The sequence below is a fragment of the Mesorhizobium sp. M0991 genome, assembly GCF_040318915.1.
In the GTDB taxonomy this organism is placed as follows: Bacteria; Pseudomonadota; Alphaproteobacteria; order Rhizobiales; family Rhizobiaceae; genus Mesorhizobium.
In genome coordinates this window covers 725,185-746,525 of the sequence record NZ_JAMYNE010000001.1, presented here as the reverse complement: position 1 = coordinate 746,525, position 21,341 = coordinate 725,185, and the positions used below count along the sequence as shown (strand labels likewise).

Annotated in this window: 16 protein-coding genes and 1 pseudogene; 2 read left to right on the top strand and 15 right to left on the bottom strand. The window is 64.4% G+C overall.

The window, feature by feature from the left end:
- Nucleotides 1-5: 5 nt before the first annotated feature.
- The 10 genes from NKH70_RS03730 to NKH70_RS03685 form a co-directional block, all read right to left on the bottom strand.
- Nucleotides 6-950 carry an ABC transporter permease gene (locus NKH70_RS03730; RefSeq protein ID WP_352718417.1) on the bottom strand — a complete coding sequence of 315 codons (945 nt, stop codon included), beginning with the start codon at nucleotides 948-950 and terminating at the stop codon, nucleotides 6-8.
- Nucleotides 947-2,002 (bottom strand): ABC transporter permease, encoded by a 1,056-nt coding sequence (locus NKH70_RS03725; protein WP_352912947.1) that lies wholly within the window; start codon nucleotides 2,000-2,002, stop codon nucleotides 947-949. Before NKH70_RS03725 ends, NKH70_RS03730 begins: the two co-directional genes overlap by 4 nt.
- Nucleotides 2,002-3,513 carry an ABC transporter ATP-binding protein gene (locus NKH70_RS03720; RefSeq protein WP_502908311.1) on the bottom strand — a complete coding sequence of 504 codons (1,512 nt, stop codon included), beginning with the start codon at nucleotides 3,511-3,513 and terminating at the stop codon, nucleotides 2,002-2,004. The genes NKH70_RS03725 and NKH70_RS03720 overlap by 1 nt, the downstream gene beginning before the upstream one ends.
- A gap of 179 nt (nucleotides 3,514-3,692) precedes the next feature.
- Nucleotides 3,693-4,724: a BMP family protein gene (locus NKH70_RS03715; protein WP_352912948.1), complete on the bottom strand. Its 1,032-nt coding sequence runs from the start codon at nucleotides 4,722-4,724 to the stop codon at nucleotides 3,693-3,695.
- A 152-nt stretch (nucleotides 4,725-4,876) separates the two neighbouring features.
- Complete coding sequence (pcaF, locus tag NKH70_RS03710; RefSeq protein ID WP_352912949.1) at nucleotides 4,877-6,082, bottom strand: 3-oxoadipyl-CoA thiolase; 1,206 nt, start codon at nucleotides 6,080-6,082, stop codon at nucleotides 4,877-4,879.
- Nucleotides 6,083-6,226: 144 nt separating this feature from the next.
- Nucleotides 6,227-6,988, bottom strand: coding sequence for an SDR family NAD(P)-dependent oxidoreductase (locus tag NKH70_RS03705; RefSeq protein WP_353024816.1), 762 nt, complete (start codon nucleotides 6,986-6,988; stop codon nucleotides 6,227-6,229).
- Nucleotides 6,989-7,000: 12 nt separating this feature from the next.
- Nucleotides 7,001-7,813 (bottom strand): ABC transporter permease, encoded by an 813-nt coding sequence (locus NKH70_RS03700; RefSeq protein ID WP_352912951.1) that lies wholly within the window; start codon nucleotides 7,811-7,813, stop codon nucleotides 7,001-7,003.
- The gene (locus tag NKH70_RS03695) at nucleotides 7,813-8,676 is read right to left on the bottom strand and encodes an ABC transporter permease (protein ID WP_352912952.1); all 864 of its coding nucleotides are present in this window, start codon (nucleotides 8,674-8,676) and stop codon (nucleotides 7,813-7,815) included. The genes NKH70_RS03700 and NKH70_RS03695 overlap by 1 nt, the downstream gene beginning before the upstream one ends.
- A 77-nt stretch (nucleotides 8,677-8,753) precedes the next feature.
- Nucleotides 8,754-9,917 carry an ABC transporter substrate-binding protein gene (locus tag NKH70_RS03690; RefSeq protein WP_353024815.1) on the bottom strand — a complete coding sequence of 388 codons (1,164 nt, stop codon included), beginning with the start codon at nucleotides 9,915-9,917 and terminating at the stop codon, nucleotides 8,754-8,756.
- On the bottom strand, nucleotides 9,898-11,028 hold the full coding sequence (locus NKH70_RS03685) for an ABC transporter ATP-binding protein (protein WP_352912953.1): 1,131 nt from the start codon (nucleotides 11,026-11,028) through the stop codon (nucleotides 9,898-9,900). Before NKH70_RS03685 ends, NKH70_RS03690 begins: the two co-directional genes overlap by 20 nt.
- Before the next feature lie 114 nt (nucleotides 11,029-11,142).
- On the opposite strand from NKH70_RS03685, the gene NKH70_RS03680 reads away from it, so the two are divergent.
- A complete protein-coding gene (locus NKH70_RS03680; protein WP_352912954.1) occupies nucleotides 11,143-11,955 on the top strand; it encodes a helix-turn-helix transcriptional regulator in 813 nt (270 codons plus the stop codon).
- A gap of 7 nt (nucleotides 11,956-11,962) precedes the next feature.
- Here the strand turns inward: NKH70_RS03680 and NKH70_RS03675 are convergent, their stop codons facing one another.
- The 5 genes from NKH70_RS03675 to NKH70_RS03655 form a co-directional block, all read right to left on the bottom strand.
- Nucleotides 11,963-14,032 (bottom strand): 3-hydroxyacyl-CoA dehydrogenase NAD-binding domain-containing protein, encoded by a 2,070-nt coding sequence (locus NKH70_RS03675; protein ID WP_353024814.1) that lies wholly within the window; start codon nucleotides 14,030-14,032, stop codon nucleotides 11,963-11,965.
- A 122-nt stretch (nucleotides 14,033-14,154) separates the two neighbouring features.
- On the bottom strand, nucleotides 14,155-15,102 hold the full coding sequence (locus NKH70_RS03670) for an ABC transporter permease (RefSeq protein WP_023678189.1): 948 nt from the start codon (nucleotides 15,100-15,102) through the stop codon (nucleotides 14,155-14,157).
- A 2-nt stretch (nucleotides 15,103-15,104) separates the two neighbouring features.
- Nucleotides 15,105-16,079: an ABC transporter permease gene (locus NKH70_RS03665; RefSeq protein ID WP_352912956.1), complete on the bottom strand. Its 975-nt coding sequence runs from the start codon at nucleotides 16,077-16,079 to the stop codon at nucleotides 15,105-15,107.
- A gap of 1 nt (nucleotide 16,080) precedes the next feature.
- Nucleotides 16,081-17,601: a sugar ABC transporter ATP-binding protein gene (locus NKH70_RS03660; protein WP_352977060.1), complete on the bottom strand. Its 1,521-nt coding sequence runs from the start codon at nucleotides 17,599-17,601 to the stop codon at nucleotides 16,081-16,083.
- Between the two features lie 47 nt (nucleotides 17,602-17,648).
- On the bottom strand, nucleotides 17,649-18,662 hold the full coding sequence (locus NKH70_RS03655) for an ABC transporter substrate-binding protein (protein WP_352468173.1): 1,014 nt from the start codon (nucleotides 18,660-18,662) through the stop codon (nucleotides 17,649-17,651).
- Nucleotides 18,663-18,880: 218 nt separating this feature from the next.
- Here NKH70_RS03655 and NKH70_RS03650 point away from each other — a divergent pair.
- Nucleotides 18,881-21,333, top strand: a pseudogene (locus NKH70_RS03650) (glucan 1,4-alpha-glucosidase).
- Nucleotides 21,334-21,341 lie beyond the last annotated feature (8 nt).

Sequence of the window (21,341 nt, the reverse complement as noted above, 5' to 3'; positions counted from 1 at the left end):
CGCCGCTACCGCTCTTCGCGCCGGAACGGCTTGAGCAGCGCCGACGGGGCTACCGCATTGCGCGACATCACCGCCATAGCGACGATGGTGAAGATGAACGGCAGCATCAGGAACGCCTCGTAAGGAATGTGTCCGAGCCCACTCGCTTGCATGCGCAACTGCAAGGCGTCGACGAAGGCAAACAGCAGTGCCGCGCCTGCCGATCGCCACGGATCCCAGCGGCCGAAAACGACGAGTGCGATTGCCACCCAGCCCCGCCCCGAAACCACGCCGAAGGTGAACGCGTTGAACTGCGCCATCGACAGGAAGGCACCGGCCAGCCCCATCAAGGCACCGCCGAGAATCACCGCCTGGAAGCGCGTAGCGATGACGCTGACGCCTGCCGAATCGGCGGCCCGCGGGTTTTCACCGACCATGCGAACCGACAGGCCCCACGGTGTGCGGTAGAGCACGACGGCGGCCAGGGGAATAGACAGCATCGCCATGTAGACCAGCGAAAACTGGTTGAACACCGCCGGCCCAAGCACCGGAATGCCGGACAGGATCGGGATCGGCAGCGTCTCGAACCCCTTGATGTTCGGTGGCACCGATTGCTGGCCGAAGATCAGCCGGTAGAGGAAATAGGCAAGGCCCGACGAGAACAGCGTCACGCCGATGCCGCAGACATGCTGGCTGAGGCCGAGCGCCACCGTGAACAGCGCGTGCACGGCGCCCATCAGCGCCCCGGTCAGCACCGCCGCTAGCACGCCAAGCCAGAGGCTGCCGCTGAGGCTCGCCGCGGTGAAGCCGGTCATTGCCGACAAAAGCATGATGCCTTCGATACCGAGATTAAGCACCCCGGCGCGTTCGGAAAACATTTCGCCCAGCGTCGCGAAGGCAAGCGGCGTGGCGATGCGGATAATCGCGGCCAGGAAGCCGACCTGGAATATCTGCTCCAGCACCGCGCTCATTTGGCTGTTCCCACGCGGCGGAGGCGATAGGCGGTGAACAGCAGCGCCACCAGCATGGCGAGCAGCGCCGTTCCCTGAATAACGTCGCTGAGGAAGGCCGGAACGCCGGTCGCCCGCGACATCGCCTCGGCGCCGGTCATCACCGCGGCAAGGAAAATCGCCGCCGGCACCACGCCGAGCGGATTGAGCCTCGCCAGCATGGCGACGACGATGCCGGAATAGCCATAGCCCGGCGAGATGTCGCTCATCACCTGGAAATGCACGCCGCCGACCTCGCCGACGCCCGCAAGGCCGGCCAATGCGCCAGACAGCAGCGCCGTCGAAATCAGCACCCGCTCGACATTGATGCCGCCATAGCGTGCCGCCTCGGGGTTTTCGCCGATGACCCTGATGCGGAAGCCGAGCGTCGTACGCGCGACCACGAACCAGATCAGGGGTGCTGCGACCAGCGCCGCGACGACGCCGAGATGCAGCCGCGTGCCTTCGAGCAGCACCGGAAAATTGGCCGTATCCTCAATCGGCGGCGAGATCGGGTAGCCGCTGAAACTATCCTTCCATGGCCCCTCGATCAGCGCCATCAGTGCGTAGAAAATGACCGAATTGAGCAGCAGCGAGCTGACCACGTCATCGACCCTGAATTTCACCCGCAGCGTCGCAGGGATCAGGGCGACGGCCGCGCCGGCGGCGGCGCCCGCCAGCGCCATCAGCAGCATGGCGAGCGGACCCGGCATCGGGCTGGCGCCGACGGCACAGCTCGCCACCGCACCGGCCAGCAATTGTCCTTCGGCGCCGATGTTCCAGAATTTGGCGCGGAAGGCGACCGCCACGGCAAGCCCGGTGAAGATCATCGGAGTGGCACGCACCAGCGTTTCGGTGATGGCATAGCTGTCGCCCAGCGACGCCGAAAACATCACGCCGTAGGCCTCAACGACACCGGCGCCGGCCAATGCGATCAGGCCGCTGCACAGGATCAGCGCCGCCCCGATGGCGAGCAGCGGCAGCGCCAGATTGAACCAGGTGGGCGTTGAGGTGCGGGCCTCGAGACGGAACATCAAGCCTTTCCCTCCGCCCCAGTCATCATCAACCCGAGTCTGGCAACGCTGGCATCGGCGCTGTCCAGCGTGCTGACGATGCGGCCCTCATACATCACCGCGATACGATCCGAGAGCATCAGCAACTCTTCCAGATCCTCGCCGATAACGATGATGCCGCAGCCCTTGGCGCGCATGTCGAGGAATTTTTCGTGGATGAAGCGCGCGGCGCCGATATCGAGGCCGCGAGTCGGCTGCGAAACAACCAGCACCTTCGGATCGAAGGCGAGTTCGCGCGCCAGAAGCGCCTTTTGCAGATTGCCGCCGGAAAGCGCCCCGGCGCGCGTCATCGGCCCGGGGCAACGTATATCGTAGGCCTTGATCTGCGCCTCGGCGAAGGCGCGGATCGCATCCGGCTTGAGCAGGCCGTTGCGGCTGAACGCCGCCGTGCCGATGCGCGGCAGCACCATGGAATCGGCGAGCGGCAGATTGGTGACCAGCCCTGTCGTCATACGGTCTTCCGGGATGCGGCCGAGGCCGAGCGCCTGCACGTCGCGCGGCGAGAACCGCGAAACTGCTTTGCCGGCTATCGTCATCTGTCCCGCATCGGGCGCTCGCACGCCGGAGATAACCTCGGCAAGCGCGCGCTGGCCATTGCCGGAGACGCCGGCGATGCCAAGGATCTCGCCGCCACGTACAGACAGCGACACGTCGCGCAGCGCCATGCCGGAATGCTGCGATGTCGAGATGCCGTCGAGCGTCAGTACCGCCGCACCCGGCGTCGATGGCCCCCTGGCCGGCGGCACGATCTCGTGGCCGCACATCAGCCGCGCCATCTCCGAAGATGTCGTGCTGGCCGGCGCATCGACGCGGCCGGCAACGCGCCCGTGCCTGAGCACGACGCAGCGATGCGTCAGCGCCCGCACCTCGTTGAGCTTGTGCGAGATGAAGATGATGCCGAGCCCCTGTGCCGCCATAGAGCGCAGCGCCGAAAACAGTCCGTCGACCTCGGTTGGCGCCAGCACCGCTGTCGGCTCGTCGAGGATCAGCAGCCTTGCGCCGCGAAACAGTGCCTTGACGATCTCGAGCCGCTGTTGCTCGCCCACCGACAGCGCCGCGACGGGGAGGTCCGGGTCGAGCGTCAGCCCGTGCTGGCGGCCGATCTCGGCAAGCCGCGCCAGCCCGCCGGGCCGGTCGATCCGGCCCGATCTGCCGGGAATGCCGATCAAGAGGTTTTCCAGCACCGAAAGCCGCGATGCGAGATGAAAATGCTGGTGCACCATGCCGATGCCGGCGGCAAGCGCATCGGCCGAGCTGTTGATCGCCACCGGCCGGCCCTGCACCAGGATCTCGCCGGCGTCAGGCGCATAGGCGCCGAACAGCACATTCATCAGCGTCGTCTTGCCGGCGCCGTTTTCGCCGAGCAGCCCGAGGATCTCTCCCGGCGCGACGCTGAGATCGACGGCTTCGTTCGCCTTGACGGCGCCAAAGCTCTTGGAGATGCCGCGCATTTCGATGAGAGGGGCGGGCAAGATGGCTCCCGGTGGGTTGATGGCGCGGATACCCCTCCCCTTGAGGGGAGGGTACCGAGCGAAGCGAGGCGGGAGGGGTCACCTCAGCTGCCTCGACTTTGACTTAAGACGATGGAGCGCGTCGCTGAGGACCCCACCCGGCCCTGCGGGCCACCCTCCCCTCAAGGGGGAGGGATCTCTCAGTCCGAGACCGGCGTATTCTCATCCACGTCGACGCGGAAATTGCCATCGAGGATCTCGGCCTTCTTCTTCTCGACCAGTTCCTTGACCTCGGCCGGCAGCGTCTTGTCGAATTTATGGTAGGGCGCGAGGTAGGAGCCCCCCTTGGCCATGCGCGAGAAATCGCCGTAGTCCTGCGCCGTGAAGACGCCGGCCTTGACCAGCTTGATCGCCTGCTCGACGGTCGGATACATATCCCAGACCGGCCCGGTGATCACCGTGTCGGGGCCGAGGCTCGACTGGTCCGACATGTTGGAGATGGCGAGGATCTTCTTCTCCGCCGCCGCTTCGATGACGCCGAAGCGCTCGGCATAGATGACGTCGACGCCGGCATCGATCTGGGCGACGGCCGCTTCCTTTGCCTTTGGCGGATCGAAGAACGAGCCGATGAAGGCGACCTTCTTCTTGATGTTGGGATTGACCTCCCTGGCGCCGGCAAAGAAGGCGTTGACCAGCCGGTTCACTTCCGGAATGCCCATCGCCGCGACGGTGCCGATCGTGCCCGATTTCGACATCTTTCCGGCGATCATCCCGGACAGATAGGCCGGCTCGTGGATCCAGTTGTCAAAAACGCCGAAATTCGGCTCGGCCGGGCCAGCGCCGGAGCCGAACAGGAAGGCCGTTTTCGGAAACTGCTTGGCGGTCCTGCGCGATTCGCGCTCGGCGGCGAAGGCATCGCCCAGCACCAGCTCATAGCCGCCTTGCGCATATTCGCGCATGACACGGCTGAAATCGGCGGTCTGCACCTTCTCCGACCATTTGTATTCGATGCCGAGTTCCTTCTCGGCCTTCTGCAGGGCGACGTGGATCTGGTTGTCCCACGGCTCCTCGATCGGCGTGGCGAAGATCGCCGCCACTTTCAGCTTCTTTGTCTTAGCGAAGGCGCTGCCCGGCAGCATCGCCGCCGCAAGGCCGAGCGCGCCCAATTCCAGCACATTGCGGCGCGAAAGTCCTTCGCGTTTCGATTGGATTCTGCTCTTCCCGTTGTCCATTGCATGCCCCTCTGATTGGCGCCGTGTCGAGCCGGCTCTCTTCTCTGGAATATCGGCGAAGGAACTATGGAGCGGTGCCCGGCTTTTGTCCACATGGTCAAATTTGAGTGGGCGGAACGCGCCATTAAATGGCCCGGCAAACCCACGCTTGCTCACAATCTCTCGAGCGCCACCGCAATGCCTTGGCCGACCCCGATGCACATGGTCGCGAGGCCGTAGCGGCCGCCGCGTTCGCGCAGTTCCAATGCCGCCGTGCCGGTGATGCGCGCCCCGGACATGCCGAGGGGATGGCCAAGCGCAATGGCGCCGCCATTCGGGTTGACGTGCCCCGCGTCTTCGGCGATGCCGAGCTGGCGCAGCACGGCGATGCCTTGGGAGGCAAAGGCCTCGTTGAGCTCGACGACGTCGAATTGCTGCGGCGTCAGGCCGAGCCGGGCACATAGCTTTTGCGTGGCCGGCACTGGGCCGATGCCCATGATGCGCGGCGCCACGCCGGCAGTGGCACCGCCGAGGATACGGGCGATCGGCGTCAACCCGTATCTTTTCACGGCTGCTTCCGAGGCGACGATCAGCGCCGCCGCGCCGTCGTTGACGCCCGACGCATTGCCGGCCGTGACCGTGCCGCCTTGCCGGAACGGCGTCGGCAACTTGGCCAACGCTTCGACGGTCGTACCCGCGCGCGGATGCTCGTCCTTTGATACGACCACCGGATCGCCCTTGCGCTGCGGGATCGTCACCGGCGTGATTTCCTTCGCCAGGCGGCCATTGGCTTGTGCGGCGACCGCCTTGTCCTGGCTGCGCACGGCAAACGCATCCTGGTCCGCGCGGGAGACCGCGAACTCTTCCGCCACGTTCTCGCCGGTCTCAGGCATCGAATCGACGCCGTATTGCTTCTTCATCAGCGGATTGACGAAGCGCCAGCCGATCGTGGTGTCGTAAATCTCGGCATTGCGCGAAAAGGCGGTTTCCGCCTTCGGCATGACAAACGGAGCACGGCTCATCGATTCGACGCCGCCTGATATCATCAGCTCCGCCTCGCCGGCCTTGATGGCGCGGGCGGCAATCATCACTGCATCCATTCCCGAACCGCAGAGGCGATTGACTGTCGAGCCGGGAACCTCCTTGGGCAGGCCGGCCAACAGCAACGCCATGCGCGCCACATTGCGATTGTCCTCGCCGGCCTGATTGGCGCAGCCATAGACGACGTCGTCAATGGCAGCCCAGTCGACGCCGGGATTGCGCTCGACCAGCGCCTTCAGAGGGATCGCGCCAAGATCGTCGGCGCGGACCGCAGACAACGAACCGCCGAAGCGTCCTATCGGCGTGCGGATGTAGTCGCAGATATAGGCCTCGGCCATTATGAAGCCTTCCCTTTTGCGCTGACGATTTCTGCTCCCGGCCCAGCCATGTTGGCCGCATTCTCCTTGAGACGAAAGCACATCTCGCCGCCGGCCGTTAGGCCAAGAGGATATCTTCCGCTCCTAAATGCGGGGAGCGGCGGATCAGCCGACGCTTTCGCCACCGTCGATCACCAGCGCCTGGCCGGTCATGAAGGACGAGCGGTCGGAGACGAGGAACAGGATCGCTTCGGCGATTTCCTCCGCGCTGGCCCAGCGCTGCATGGGGATCTTGGTGCGGACATAGTTTTCGATCGCCGCCCGCCCGCCCATCTGCGTGATGAACGGTTCGTTGAAGGGCGTATCGACCCAGCCGGGGCACAGCGCGTTGATGCGGACATTGTGTTTGGCATAGTCGAGCGACATCTGCCGGGTCATCGCCACCACTGCATGTTTTGACGTTGCGTAGGCGATCATTTCGCGGTCGTAGAACACACCCGAATTCGAGGCGGTATTCAGGATCACCCCGCCGCCTTGCGCGATCATCGACGGCATGACCAGCCTGGCCGCGAGGAACTGCGCCCGCACATTGATCCGCCAGGAGGCATCCATGCCGTCGGCGCCGACTTCGGTCAGCGTGCCGCCGACCTGGATCCCGGCATGATTGTGCAGGATGTCGATCCGCCGATGCCGGCCCAGCGTTCCTGCAATGAGCTGCTCGACCGCCGCATCCTCGCCGACATCGGTGGCGACTGCCTCGGCCCGACCGCCGGCCGCACGAATGTCGGAAGCGGTTGCTTCCCCCGCCGCCTGGTCCCTGTCGGCGATCACCACGAGCGCGCCTTCCCTGGCCATCATCATGGCGCCGGCACGCCCGATCCCCGACCCGGCACCCGTCACCAAGGCGATGCGATCTCTCAGAATCATGTTTTTTATCTTTCAGTGTGATGGTTTTCGTTGCCGCAGTTGCCATCGGGCAAGCACCACGAGCAGAACGGAGGCGACAAGCACGATCGTCGCGATGGCATTGATCTCCGGCGTGACCCCGCGCCGGATCGAGGCAAAGACATAGATCGGCAATGTCGTCTGTGCGCCGGCGACGAAGAAAGCGACGATGAAATCGTCGAAGGAGAATGTGAAGGCGAGCAGGAAGCCGGCGATTACCGCCGGCATGATCTGCGGCAACACGATGCTGCGGAACGTCGTCAGCGGGGTGGCATAGAGGTCGCTCGAGGCCTCGACCAGGTTGCGGTCGAGGCTGCCGAGGCGCGTGCCGACAATCATCGCCACCAGCGCCATCGAAAACAGCCCGTGCGCGGCGATGATCGAGCCATAGCCAAGCGCCAGGCGCGGTGGCTGGTCGTTCGGCCACAGCGAAGCGACAAACGGGTTGACGAGCCCAAACAGCTGGACCAGCGCGACCAGTGTCGAGATGCCGATGACCACGCCCGGAACGACGATCGCAGCCCCCAGGAGGGCATCGAAGACGGCTCGTGTTCGGGCGCCAACACGCGCCAGGCCTAGCGCCGCCGCCGTGCCGCAGAGTGCCGCCAGCAAGGCGCTGGTCGTGGCGATGAACAGGCTGTTCTTCAGCGCTTCGACCAGGAAAGGGTTTGCCAGTGCCTTGCCGTACCACTGCACCGAGAAGCCGGTGAACTCGCTGGCGTGGTGGCCGGCGTTGAATGAGAACAGCACCACCAGCGCGATCGGCAGGTAGAGAAAGGCGAAGACCGCAACGACGAAGGCACGCATCAGATCAGGTCCACCCGGCGGGCACCCGAAAGCCGGGTCGAAATGCGGTTCGCGGCAAGCAGCACGACCACGGAAACCGCCACAAGCGTGATGGCGATTGCCGACCCGAATGGCCAGTTGCGCGATTGCAGGAACAGATCGACCAGCGCGTTGCCGATGAAGAAGACCTTGCCGCCGCCGAGCAGTGTCGGGATCAGATATTCGCCGAGCAGCAGGATAATGACCAGCGAGAAGCCGGTCATCACACCCGGCAAAGAGAGCCGCAGCGTCACGCCGAGGAATGTCGAGAGCGGCGTCGCGCCGAGATCGGCGGAGGCCTCCAGCAGCCGGCGGTCGAGCCGCTCGAGGCTAACATAAATCGGCAGGATCATCAGCGGTAGGTAACCATAGACGATGCCGAGCAGAACCGCTCCCGGCGTGTTGATCAGCCGCACGTCCTCGACCCCGACATAGGCCAGCAGAGCCGGGATGCCACGCCCGCCAAGCACATACATCCAGGCATAGGTTCGCATCAGCAGGCTGGTCCAGAACGGGATGACGACAAGCGCCAGCAGGATCAGTCGCCACCGTTCCGGCGCGCGCAAAGCGAGGTAATAGGCGGCCGGATAGGCAACGAGAAGGCAGGCCAGTGCACCCGCCGGCGCCAGCACCATGGTGTTCCAGAAGGCGGTCGCCCGCGCCGGAAGATTGGCATACTGCGCCAAGGTGAAAGCGGCCTGATATCCGCCTTCCGGCGCCCGCTCGCCGACACTGAAGACGGTGATCGCGACGAACGGCAAAACTAAAAACACCAACAGCCACGCGGTCGCCGGACCGAGCAGCAGGGCGGTCAGGAGATTGTGACGAAAAACATTGCTGCGCATTGAAAAAACCGCCCCGGTGCCGGCGGACATCTGCCCGCCGGGGGAGTTGCCTGCATCGGACCTATGGTCCGCCCCGGTCAAGCCGACTTGAAGCGTGCCATCAATTCGGCCCGGCCCGGATCGGTCAAGGTCGCGGCTGCACCGAATTCGAGTGGCTTCAGCAGATCCGCCGCCGGATAGAGGATCGGATTTTCCAGCACCTCCTTGGGCAGCAGCGCATTGACCCGCGCATCGGTGGAAGGCGCACCATTGGCCAGGTGCTCCTTGACCGCGACTTTCGGGTTCATCAAATAGTTGAGCAAGGCATAACCGGCAGGCTTGTTGGGCGCATCCTTGGGGATTGCGTAGAAGTCGGTCCAGATCTCGCCGCCTTCCTTGCCAAGCACATAGGCGATTTCGGGGATGTCGCGGTGGAGCTGCGCCCCGTCATTGGTCCAGCACATCGTCATCCAGGCGTCGCCGGCACGCATCGACGGCTGGTAGTCGCTGGAGACCGCGAACAGATGCGGCTTGACCTTCAGCAGCAATTCCTCCGCCTTGGCGAGTTCGTCCGGCTTCAGCGAGTTGAACGAGAAGCCGAAATATTTCAGCGCGTTGCCGATCGTGGTCAGCTGGTAATCATGAACCATGGTCCGGCCGTCGCCCTCCGCCATGGCCGTGTCCCAGAATTCCTTCCAGCTCGTCATCGGCTTGGCCAGTTTCTTGGTGTTGACGGCAAAGCCGGTGGTGCCCCAATTCTTCGGCACAGCGTAGGTCACGCCGTCGATGGTGCCTTCCCCAGTGAAGCGCGGGTCTTCTTGCGAGCCGTCATAATTGGCAAGCTTGGCCATATCCAGCGCTTCGATGATGCCAAGCTTCTTGTAAGTCGAGATCGTGTAGTTGGTCGGAACGAAAAGGCTCCAGCCCGAGGCGCCGGCCTGCAGCTTGGCCAGCATCTCCTCGTTTGACCCGAACACGTTGACCTCGACGGCAACACCGGTCTCGGCCTTGAAATTCTCGAACGTCGCCGGGTCGTGATAATTGGGCCAGGTGGCAATCGACATGCGGTCGCCAAGCCCCTCCTGGGCGAAGGCTGGCGACGGCATGATGCCGAGTTCGCGGGCCATTACCGCGGTAGCGAGACCAAGGCCGGTAAGGCCAAGGAACTCGCGGCGGCCGATGGAACCGCGCTTGAGGCGCATCAACTGGTCGACGAATTTTTCAGGGCTTATCGGCAGTCCGTCACGATACGATTTCGACATTTTTGTTTTCCCACTGGTTGGTCCCGTTATTCTCCGGAAACGCCAGCGGCGTTCCGGCTGTAAAGCCGACGGCGACGGGTTCACCCGGCTTGAAGAGATTTCCACCGCCGACCAGATGATCGGCCTTGGCGAGCAGTGTCCCGATGCCCTGGACCTCGATTGCATATTCCGCGGTCGAACCGAGAAAGATCCGGTTGCGGACAAGCCCGTTCAGCCGGCCGCTTCCGGGCGCGCCGAGGCTTAGCGATTCAGGGCGCAGGCTGACCGAAACGGCTTCACCCTGAGCTAGCGGAGTCCGCTTGCGCGCTGCAATGACAGTGCCGTCGGCAAGCGCCACCTCGACGAGCTTGCCCGAGAGCCCGACGACCTTGCCGCTCAAGAGATTGGTCTTGCCGACGAAGTCGGCGACGAAGAGGTCGGCGGGTTCGTCATAGATTTCGCTCGGCTGCCCAAGCTGGACGATGCGCCCGCCATTCATGACGCAGACGAAATCGCTCATCGACAGTGCCTCTTCCTGATCGTGGGTGACCAAGACGAAGGTGATGCCGATCTCGCGCTGCAGATTCTGCAGCTCTATCTGCATGTCGGTGCGCAGCTTCTTGTCGAGCGCCGCCAGGGGCTCGTCGAGCAGCAGCACCGCCGGCTTGTTGACCAGCGCCCGCGCCAGGGCGACACGCTGCTGCTGGCCGCCGGAAAGCTCATGGATCTTGCGGCGTCCATAGCCGGCAAGCCGAACCATGGCTAGCGCCTCGCCTGCCTTCAGGCTGATCTCCCGCGACGACAGGCGCGGCCGCGCCTGGCGGAGGCCATAGGCGACGTTGTCCTCCACATCCAGATGCGGAAACAACGCATATTGCTGGAACACCATGTTGACCGGCCGCCGATAGGGCGGCGTGCCGGCCATGTCGCGGCCACGGATGAATACCACACCTTCGCTTGGCTGTTCGAAGCCGCCGATCATGCGCAAGCAGGTTGTCTTGCCGCAGCCGGACGGCCCGAGTAAGGCGACAAAGGCAGACGGCGGGATGACAAGATCGATGCCGCTGACCGCGGTCACGCTGCCGTAGCGTTTGGTGACCCCGCGAAACTCGACATCGGGCACTGCGGTCAAAGCTGCGGGCTCCTGCGGGTAGCTAACCTCGAAACGCTATCAGAGCCAATGGCAGCTAGTATATACCTCCCAGGTGGTATATTTCGTCTATTTTCTCGTTTGGAGGGGTATGAATTGAGCGTTTCGCGCAGCGATGAATACAGCCGGCTCGCTGCGCTCATCGCAGCGACGCGGGAGACGAGCGGCGAGCTTTTCGGCAAAGCAATGGTCGCCTGGCTCCGCCAGCATGTCAGCTTCGATCATTGCGTGATCTTCGGCTATCGCGGCGCCTCACGCCCGCCGCTGCTGTTCGAGACATTCTCGCCGGCCGAAAGCCACGTCTTCGTCGCGCTCTATCAGGAAGGGCCTTATCTGCTCGACCCGTTCCACCATGCGGCAGTCGAGCGCAAGGAAGGCTTTTGGCGCATGCGCGAATTGGCGCCGGACCGCTTCTATGCCAGCGAATATTACCGCTCCTATTACAGCCAGACCAGGCTTGCGGAGGAGGTCGGCTTCTTCGTGCCGCTGCCGGGAAAGGACGCGCTGGTGCTCTCGCTAATGCGATTGCGCGCTTCGGGGCCGTTCGGAACCGCCGATGCCAGGTTGCTGCGCGACATGGCGCCTGCGGTGATCAGCCTCATCAGGCTGCGCTGGCCTATCCTTCCGGCTGACGGACCGGTTGGGACGAAGCAAGACGAGGCGATTGCTCCGGTCAGCGAGTTCGAACGTGCTCACATCTGGAAGAGCCTTTCGCTCACGCCGCGCGAACAGCATGTCGTCGATCTGGTGCTTCAGGGCCATTCCACGGAATCGATTGCCAGGGCGATGCGCATCGTGCCGGGAACCGTAAAAGTTCATCGCCGCAACATTTACCGCAAGCTCAAGATCAAATCGCAGGCCGGCCTGTTCGCACGTTTCGTCGAGATCATGGACGCGCGGATTCGGTAGTCCACATTTATCCGGCAGCACCGTCCCAGGAACCGGTTTCGGCCATCTGCCTGAGCAGAGGTGCCACCCGAAAGACGTCCTTGCCGGTCTGCTGGTGCCAGTGATCCAGCCGCCGGATGATCTTGTCCACGCCTTCGAGGCTTGCCCAGAACATCGGTCCGCCCTTGCCGACCGGGAAGCCATAGCCGTTGACCCAGACGACGTCGATATCGGACGCGCGGGCGGCTATTCCCTCCTCCAGGATTTTCGCGCCCTCGTTGATCATCGGATAGAGCGTCCGCTCGATGATCTCCTCGGTGCCGATCGGGCGCGGTGCAATGCCGCGCTCGGCAGCCTTGTTGCGGATTAGCGCCTCGACCTCGGGATTGGGCAGCGGCGTGCGCGAACCGTCATCATAGCGATAGAAGCCGCTGCCGGTCTTCTGGCCGAAATGCCCCTGTTCGCACAGTGCATCGGCGATTGCCGCCGTCTGGCCGCGCGCCTTGCGGTTGCGCCAGCCTATGTCGAGGCCGGCGAGATCACTCATCTCGAACGGCCCCATCGGCCAGCCGAAATCGGTGAACGCCTGGTCGACCTGGCGCGGCATTGCGCCCTCGAGCAGAAGCATCTCCAGTTCCGCACCGCGCGCAGCCAGCATGCGGTTGCCGACGAAGCCGTGGCAGACGCCGACGACGACCGGCACCTTGCCGATCCGCCGCGCCAGATCGACGATGGTCGTCAGCACGTCGGGCGAAGTCTTGTCGGCGCGGACGATTTCCAAAAGCTTCATGACGTTAGCCGGCGAAAAGAAGTGCATGCCGAGGAGATCTTGCGGCCGCGACGTCGAAGCGGCGATTTCGTTGACGTCGAGATAGGAGGTGTTGGTGGCGAGGATCGCGCCCGGTTTGGCCACGGCATCCAGCCTGCCGAATACCTCCTTCTTGACCGCCATTTCCTCGAACACAGCCTCGACGATCAGGTCGCAATCGGCGAGGTCGGCATAGTCGGTGCTGCCCCTGAACAAATCCAGCCGTTCGCGCTTGGCATCTTCGCTCAGGGAGCCGCGGATGACGGAAACGGCATAATTCTTGTCGATCGTCGCCAGCCCGCGCTGCAAGGCTTCCTGTGTCGCTTCCAGCAAGGTCACGGGGACGCCGCCATTGGCGAATGCCATGGCGATGCCCCCGCCCATCGTGCCGGCGCCGATGACGCCGACCCGGGCGATCTCGCGCTTGCCGACATCCTTGCCCGGGATCTTTGCCGCCTCACGTTCGGCAAAGAACAAATGACGCTGGGCGCGCGATTGGTCGCCGGCGACAAGTTTGAGGAACAGGTCGCGTTCGGCCGCCAGCGCTTCGTCGAAGGGCAGCGTCAGGGCGTTGCGGACCGACTGCGCACAGGCTATCGGCGCCTTGAGGCCGCGTGCTTTTTTGGAAAGAGCTGCCGCCTGCTTGTCGAAGGCCGGCAAGTCGGCCTGGTCGAGGCGATCATTGCGGTCGCGCACCGGCGTGAACGGACCGCCTTTGGCGACCATGTCGGCCGCAAAACTCACCGCTTGCGCGATCAGGTCGCCATGGAAGACGGCATCCACCAGGCCGTCGGCGAGCGCCTCGGCCGCAACGATCGGCGTTCCCGAAACGATCATGCTGAGCGCCTTCAGCGGACCGACGAGACGCGGCAGGCGGACCGTGCCGCCGCCGCCCGGCAGCAGGCCGAGCTTGACTTCCGGCAGGCCGAGCCTTGCCCCTTGGTCGGCAACACGGAAATGGCAGCCGAGCGCCAGTTCCAGGCCGCCGCCGAGCGCAGTGCCATGAATGGCGGCGACCGTCGGCTTGGCGATAGTTTCCAGCACGGCGACCAGGGCGCGCAGGTCCGGTTGCCGCACCGGCTTGCCGAACTCGGTGATGTCGGCGCCGGCGACGAAGGTCCGGCCAGCGCAGGCGATGACGATTGCCGCCACCGAAGGCTCGTCGCGCAGCGAGACAAGCGCCCGCATCAACGGCTCGCGCACATGAAAGCTCAGCGCGTTGACCGGCGGATTGTCGATGCTCACCAGCGCGACGTTGCCGTGCCTTGTAGTGCTGACGAAATCGGTCACGCAAACCTCATACAATGATGTTGGCCAATAGCGCGACGGGATTTACAGCGCTGGCATGCGGATGGGAACCACGTGTTTTGCGGACTGGACCGATATACTCGCGCCCCGGGTCGGGCCTTGCCTTAGCGCAACGCCTTCTGCCCGCCGGCCGCGGTGATGACGCCGACGATGATCAGCCCTGTCAGCACCAGGCGGACGCCGACGCTGACGCCGAACGTGTTGAGCATGGTCAATAGCAGCACCAGGAACAGCGCTGCGCCCCAGACCCCCGGCACATTGGCCTTGCCGCCCGCCACCGACGTGCCGCCGATGACGACGACAGCGATCGAGGCCAGCAGATACTCATTGCCGATATCGACGTTGGCGCCGCGGAAATAACCGGCGAGCAATGCACCGTCGAGGCCGCCGAGCGCGCCCGACAGCGTGTAGGTGAGGAAGCGGGTGCGGCCGACATTGACGCCTGCCAGCCAGGCGGCGCGGATGTTCTGGCCGATCGCCAGCACCGAGCGTCCGTAGATCATGCGCTGCAAAACGATGCCGGCGCCGATGGTGAACAGCACGGTGAGGATCGCCAGCACCGGGATGCCGAACACCTGCCAGTTGGTGAAGTCGGCAAAGCCCGGCGGCGGCTTGATCTGCAAGCCCCGCCCATAGCTGATATCGACTGACTGGATGACGAAGCTGGCCGACAGCGTGGCGATGATCGGCGGAATGCGCAGCGCCCAGATCAGGAGGTAGTTGACGGCGCCGATCGCCATGCCGCAGGCAAGTGCGGCCAGCAGTCCGACCGCGATCATCGCATCATTGCCGTCCATGACCTTCATGGCAACGGCGCTGGCAAGGCCGATGTTGGCCGGCAGCGACAGGTCGACATTGCCCGGCCCGAGCGTGATGACGAACATCTGCCCGACGCCGACGATGACGGTGAAGACGGCGAGCGACAGCGCCGCCGTGATCATGCCGCCGCCTCCATAGCCGCCCGTGAAGGCGATGGTCGCCAGCCATACCAGCAGCGCCCCGAAGAACGACCAGATCCAGGGTCTGGCGAGCAGTGTCCGCAGCGAGGCCATGCTCACCTCTCCCTGCGGCTGATCAGCACCCGCGCCGCCAGCACGATGATCAGGATGGCGCCATTGGCGGCGACCTGCCAGTCGGGTGGAATGTGCATGAACGTCAAGAGCGGCGAGGCGGCCAGGGCCAGCGTCAGCGCGCCGATGACGGCGCCGATCGGCGACACCCGGCCGCCGACGAACTCGCCGCCGCCGAGGATGACGCCGGCGATCGAAAGCAGCGTGTAGCCATTGCCGATATTGGCATCGGCCGAGGTGGTGATGCCGATCAGCGCCATGCCGGACAAAACGCCGAACAGGCCGGTCAGCGCAAACAGTGTGATCTTGGTGCGGAGCAGCGACCAGCCGGCGCGCTTCAGTGCAGCTGAATTGCCGCCCGATCCGCGCAGGATGACGCCATAGGACGTGCGCATCAGGCCAAAGTGGACGACGGCTGCGATCAGCAATGCCGCGATGATCGGGAACGGAATGAAGGGTGGCTTGAAGGCCATCAGCGCCAGCAGCCAGTCCGGCGCCTTGCCGCCGGGCTTCGGCAGGATCAGGATGGCCAGGCCCTGCCAGACAAAACTCATGCCGAGCGTCACCACGATCGAGGGCAGGTTGCGCAGATGGATCAGCGCGCCGAGCAGCGCGTAGACGCCGATCGACCCGAGCAGGATCACGACGCCGAGCAGTGGCGCGTCCTTCAGCCACGTCGCCGTCACGCAGCCGACGAAGCCGACAAAGGTGCCGATCGACAGATCGAGCTCGTTGCCGGCGATGACGAACATCTGCGCGATCGTCGCCAGCGCGATCGGGATCGCCAGATTGAGCATCAGGCTGAAGCCAAAATAACTGATGGCGCGCGGATTGAGCCAGGCAATGGCGATGAGCACCAGCGCCAGCGACAGTGCCGGCAGCAGGCTGCGCAGCGTGCGCGCCCGCCTCGTGGCGCGAGCCGAAGATTTTAGCCCATTCTCGATGGATACCGCTGTCATCTCAGGCCGCGTCGCCGAACGAGGACTGGATGATCTTTTCCTCTGTCAGTTCGTCGCGGCGAAGGTTGGCGACGATCCGGCCGTTCTTGAACACATAGATGTGGTCGCAATTGTCGAGCTCTTCGGTTTCGGTGGTGTACCAGAGGAATGTGCGGCCATGGCGAGCCTCTTCGCGCACGAGGTCGTAGACTTCGAGCTTGGTGCCGATGTCGACGCCGCGCATCGGATCGTCCATCAGCACGATCTTGGCGTCGGAGCCGAGCGCCCGCGCGAACAAGGCCTTCTGCTGGTTGCCGCCGGACAGCGAGAAGATGTTGTTGTTCATGTCGGGCGTGCGGATGCCGATTTTCCGCTGCCACAGCTCGGCGAGCTCAGCTTCGCGCTGCGGCGAGATCAAAAGGCCGTTGCGCAATCGCGCCAGCGAACGGATGCCGATGTTCTCGGCGATCGACCATTGCGGAAAAATCCCGTCCGACTGGCGGTCGCCGGCAACCAGCGCCACCGGCGCGGTAACCTCGATGCCGGTCTTGGCGCGGGAAGCCGCGGCAAAGATCGCCAGCAAAAGATCGGTCTGCCCATGCCCGGCAAGCCCGGCAAGCCCGATGATCTCACCGGCACGGGCGACAAGCTCGTTGCCGTCCTGCTGTCGCGCCGGACGCGCCCGGACCCGCAGCGGACCGGGCTCCGGCTTGCCGCTCGCAATCTCGGCCGCGGCCTTCTCGCGCGCCTCCGCTCCGCCCATCGCCGTCACCAGCCTGTCGCGGTCGAATTGATCGGCCTGCCCGGCGGCGACGACCTTGCCGTCACGCATCACGACGATGCGGTCGGCGTTTCCGAGCACTTCGCCCAGCACATGCGAGATTAGGATGCAGCTCTTGCCGGCGGCTATGAAGCGGCGCACGAACGCCAGCAGCTGGCCGGCGGTATGCGCATCGAGCGAGGATGTCGGCTCGTCGAGGATGACCAGTTCGAGCGGCTCCTGCGTGACCGTGAAGGCGCGCGCCACTTCCACCATCTGCCGGCTGGTGATGGAAAGGTCGCCGACGATGTCGGATGCCGAGATGCTGTGGCCGGGGAAGATCTCGTCGAGCTTGGCGGCGATCAGATCGGTCGCCTTGCGCCGCCAGCCGAAGCCATTAAGCGAGGCGTGGTTGATCCGCGTGTTTTCGGCGACGCTGAGGTTGGGGCAGAGCGACAGTTCCTGGAACACGCAGCGTATGCCGAGCTGCTGCGCGCGCGGCACCGAATAACTTGCCTCGACGCCGCCGCGGACCGCGATCTGCCCGCCGTCCGGGGTAAGCGTGCCCGCCACCATATGCATGAGCGTCGATTTTCCGGCGCCGTTATGGCCGACAAGACCGACGCATTCTCCAGCACGAACGCTGAAATCGACACCGGCGAGCGCCCTGACGGCGCCGAAATGTTTTTCGGCTCCGTCCAGTCTTATGATGTCCAAACTGACGGCGCCGAAATGCTTTTCGGCGCCGTCAGGCCTGATGATGTCTGCACTGGCCTCGGGCATCCCTTAACGATACCCGGTTATCTGTGGCGGCAACAATAGTGCCATGCTCACTTGATGTTGGCCTTGATCGCCGCGACGGCGTCTTCCTGCGTGTATTCGTGGCTGGCGACGCCGCCCTTCGGAATCTTCGGCAGCGCGGCCTCGAAATCGTCCTGGGTGAAGGCAAGATAGGGGACCAGCAGGTCGTGCGGCACGTCGGTGCGGCCGTCGAGCACCTGCTGCGCCACCCAGAAGGCAAGCGTCGATACGCCCGGTGCGATCGATGCCGACCAGGTCTGGTAACCGTCCTTTTCCTTCTGCTCCTTCCACCACTGCAACTCGTCCTGGCGATTGCCCATGATGATGGTCGGGCGCGGCTTGCCGGCAGCGGCGAAAGCCTGCGCCGCGCCATAGCCGTCACCGCCCTGGTCGACGACACCGACCACATCCGGCAGCGACGGCAGGATCGTCGCTACGGCCTTCTGTGCCGTGGTCTGGTCCCAGTCGCCGGTCACCGAGCCGACGATCTTGAACTCGGGATGGGCGGCGACGCCTTCGAGGATGCCGGCATGGATGGCATCGTCGATCGAGGTGCCGGCGAGGCCGCGGATTTCCAGGAGGTTGCCGCCCTTGGGTTGGAATTTGGCCATCTGCTCGACTTCCTGCTTGCCCATGTCCTTGAAGTCGACGACCACCCGGTAGGCGCAGGGTTCGGTGACGATGCCGTCGAAGGAGACGACGACAATGCCGGCGTCGCAGGCCTGCTTGATGGCGCCGTTGAGCGCATCCGGAGACGCCGCATTGATAACGATCGCGTCATAGCCCTGCAGGATCAGGTTCTGCACCTGGGCTGCCTGCGTCGGCACTTCCTTGTCGGCCGTCGTGAAGACGTCGGCGGCGCCGACCACCTTGTCGGCAACCGCCTTCTTGGTGACGATGGCGTAGCTGTCCAGCATCGCCTGCCGCCAGGAATTGCCGGCGTAATTGTTGGAGAAGGCGATCTTCTTGCCGCTGGTGTCGGCAAGCGCGGTGCCTGCGGCAAGCATTGCCGCAAGGGCGCCCAAAACGAATATTTTCTTCATGTCATACTCCTCCCGTGAGTTGCTGTCTTACTAGTGGCTAATGGCTGGCTGGTGGCTAATGGCTGATATGCTCATAATGCTGTTTTTTATCTATTATCAGACAAATGCAGATAGGCGACAAGCTGTCAACAGCAATCCATGGCCAGCGATCAACTTGCGGTGCAATCATTGAAACTGGTTCGACTCCTGGTCTAGGGATGGCGCTGGAGACCGATTGAATGGCAGCGAATCTTGCGCCGGGTGCACCCGGCATTCCGGCGCGCTGGACGTCGAGCGCCAAGAGCGGCGTCGGCACCGCGCTTTCGCCGGCGTGCCCGATCTGGTTCACCATCAGCCATGGTATTCTCAACGAGATCTACTATCCCCGCCTCGACAGCGCCTGCACCCGCGATCTGGGGCTGATCGTCACCGGACCGGACGGCTATTTCTCGGAAGAAAAGCGCGACGCCGAGCACAGCATCGAACCCCTGGAGGACGGGGTGCCTGCCTACCGGCTGGTCAACACCGCAAGCGATGGAACCTACAGGATCGAAAAGCGCATCCTGACGGATCCGGAACGTCCCGTCTTGCTGCAGCAGATTATGTTCACGCCGCTCAAAGGCGCGGCCGCCGATTACCGCGTCTACGCGCTGCTGGCGCCGCACCTCGTCAACGCCGGCATGGGCAACACCGCCTGGATCGACGACCATGAAGGACAGCCTGTCCTGTTTGCATCGGGACGCGGCACCTGCCTGGCGCTCGTCTCGTCGCTGCCGTGGAAGGCGTGCGCGGCCGGCTATGTCGGCGTCTCCGACGGCTGGCAGCAGCTTCGTCAAGGCGGCCGGCTCGATCCGGCCTGCCGCAGGGCCGAGGACGGCAATGTCGCGCTGATCGGCGAGATCGGCTTTTCGGCCGCGAACCCAAAAATATTGCTGGCACTGGGCTTCGGCACGACGCCGCAACAGGCGGCGGAGACTGCTTTCGCCAGCCTGAACCAAGGTTTTGGGCCCGCAGCCAGACCCTACATCGACAAATGGCGCCAATGGCAGTCTGGATTGCTGCCGCTGGACCGGCATGCGGCGTCCGGGCTCAACAACTACCGCCTCAGCACGGCGGTGCTGGCGGCACACCACTCGTCCGCCGGAGCAGCCGTTGCCAGCCTGTCGATCCCGTGGGGCTTCAACAAGGGCGACGACGACCTCGGCGGCTATCACCTGGTCTGGCCGCGCGATCTGGTCGAAACCGCCGGCGGCTTCCTCGCCGCCGGCGACCCGGCGGAAGCCTTGCGCATCCTTGGCTATCTGCGCTCGATCCAGCAGCCGGACGGCCATTGGCCGCAGAACGCCTGGCTCGACGGGTCGGCCTATTGGCCGGGCATTCAGATGGACGAATGCGCCTTCCCGCTGCTGCTCGCCGACGCGCTGCGCCGCGCCGGCCATTTGCCGCATGCCGCACTCTCCTCCTTCATGCCGATGATCGAGCGCGCTGCCGCCTATGTCGTGCGCAACGGCCCGGTCACCGGCGAGGACCGCTGGGAAGAAGACGCCGGCTACAGCCCGTTCACACTTGCGGTCGAGATCGCGGCGCTGCTTGCGGCTGCGGACATGTTCGACGCCGCCGGCAAAACAGAGCCGGCAAACTATCTGCGCGAAACCGCCGATATCTGGAACGATCAGATCGAGCGCTGGACCTACGTCGTCGGCACCGCCGCATGCGACGAAGCCGGCGTCGAAGGCTACTATGTCCGCATCGCCCCGCCCGAGACGGCCGGCGCGGCATCGCCGAAGGACGGCTTTGTACCGATCAAGAACCGTCCGCCCGGCGATGCGAACCGCCCGGCCGAGGCGATCGTCAGCCCGGATGCGCTGGCACTGGTCCGCTTCGGCTTGAGGCAGCCGACGATCCGCGCATCCTCGACACGGTCAAGGTCATCGACGCGCAATTGCGCTGCGAACTGCCGCAGGGCCCGCTCTGGTACCGCTACAATGGCGACGGCTATGGCGAGCATGCCGACGGCGCGCCCTTCGATGGAACCGGCCAGGGTCGCCCCTGGCCGCTTCTGGTCGGCGAGCGCGCCCATTACGAGCTGGCGGCGGGCCGTAGGGATAGTGCGGCAAGCCTGCTCAGGACGTTCGAGAACTCTGCCGGGCCGGGCGGCCTGCTGCCGGAGCAGGTCTGGGACGGTCCCGACATGCCGGAGCGCGAATTGCGGCATGGCGGGCCCTCCGGCAGCGCCAAGCCGCTGGTCTGGGCGCATTCCGAGCACATCAAACTGCTGCGTTCGCTGCGCGACGGCGCCGTGTTCGACATGCCGCCGCAAGGCGTCAAGCGCTATGTCGAGGGCAGGACGGTGTCGCGCCTCAGGGCATGGCGCTTCAACCACAAGATCCGTACCATCCCGGCAGGCAAGGCGTTGCGCATCGAACTTCTGGCCCGGGCGGTGGTTCATTGGAGCAGCGACAATTGGGCAACCATCCATGACGCCGAGACCACCGCGAATCTTTTCGGCATCCATCTCGCGGAGTTGCCGGTTGCCGACGCCGCTCCGGGCAATAGCATTGTCTTCACATTCTTCTGGTCCGATGCCGGCCGTTGGGAGAACGCTGACTTTTCTGTCGGCATCGGCGATACCGGAGAGAGCATGATCCCGCAAAGTGGAGACCGGTTTTCGGAAAAGATCATGCTTCAATAACAGCGCCA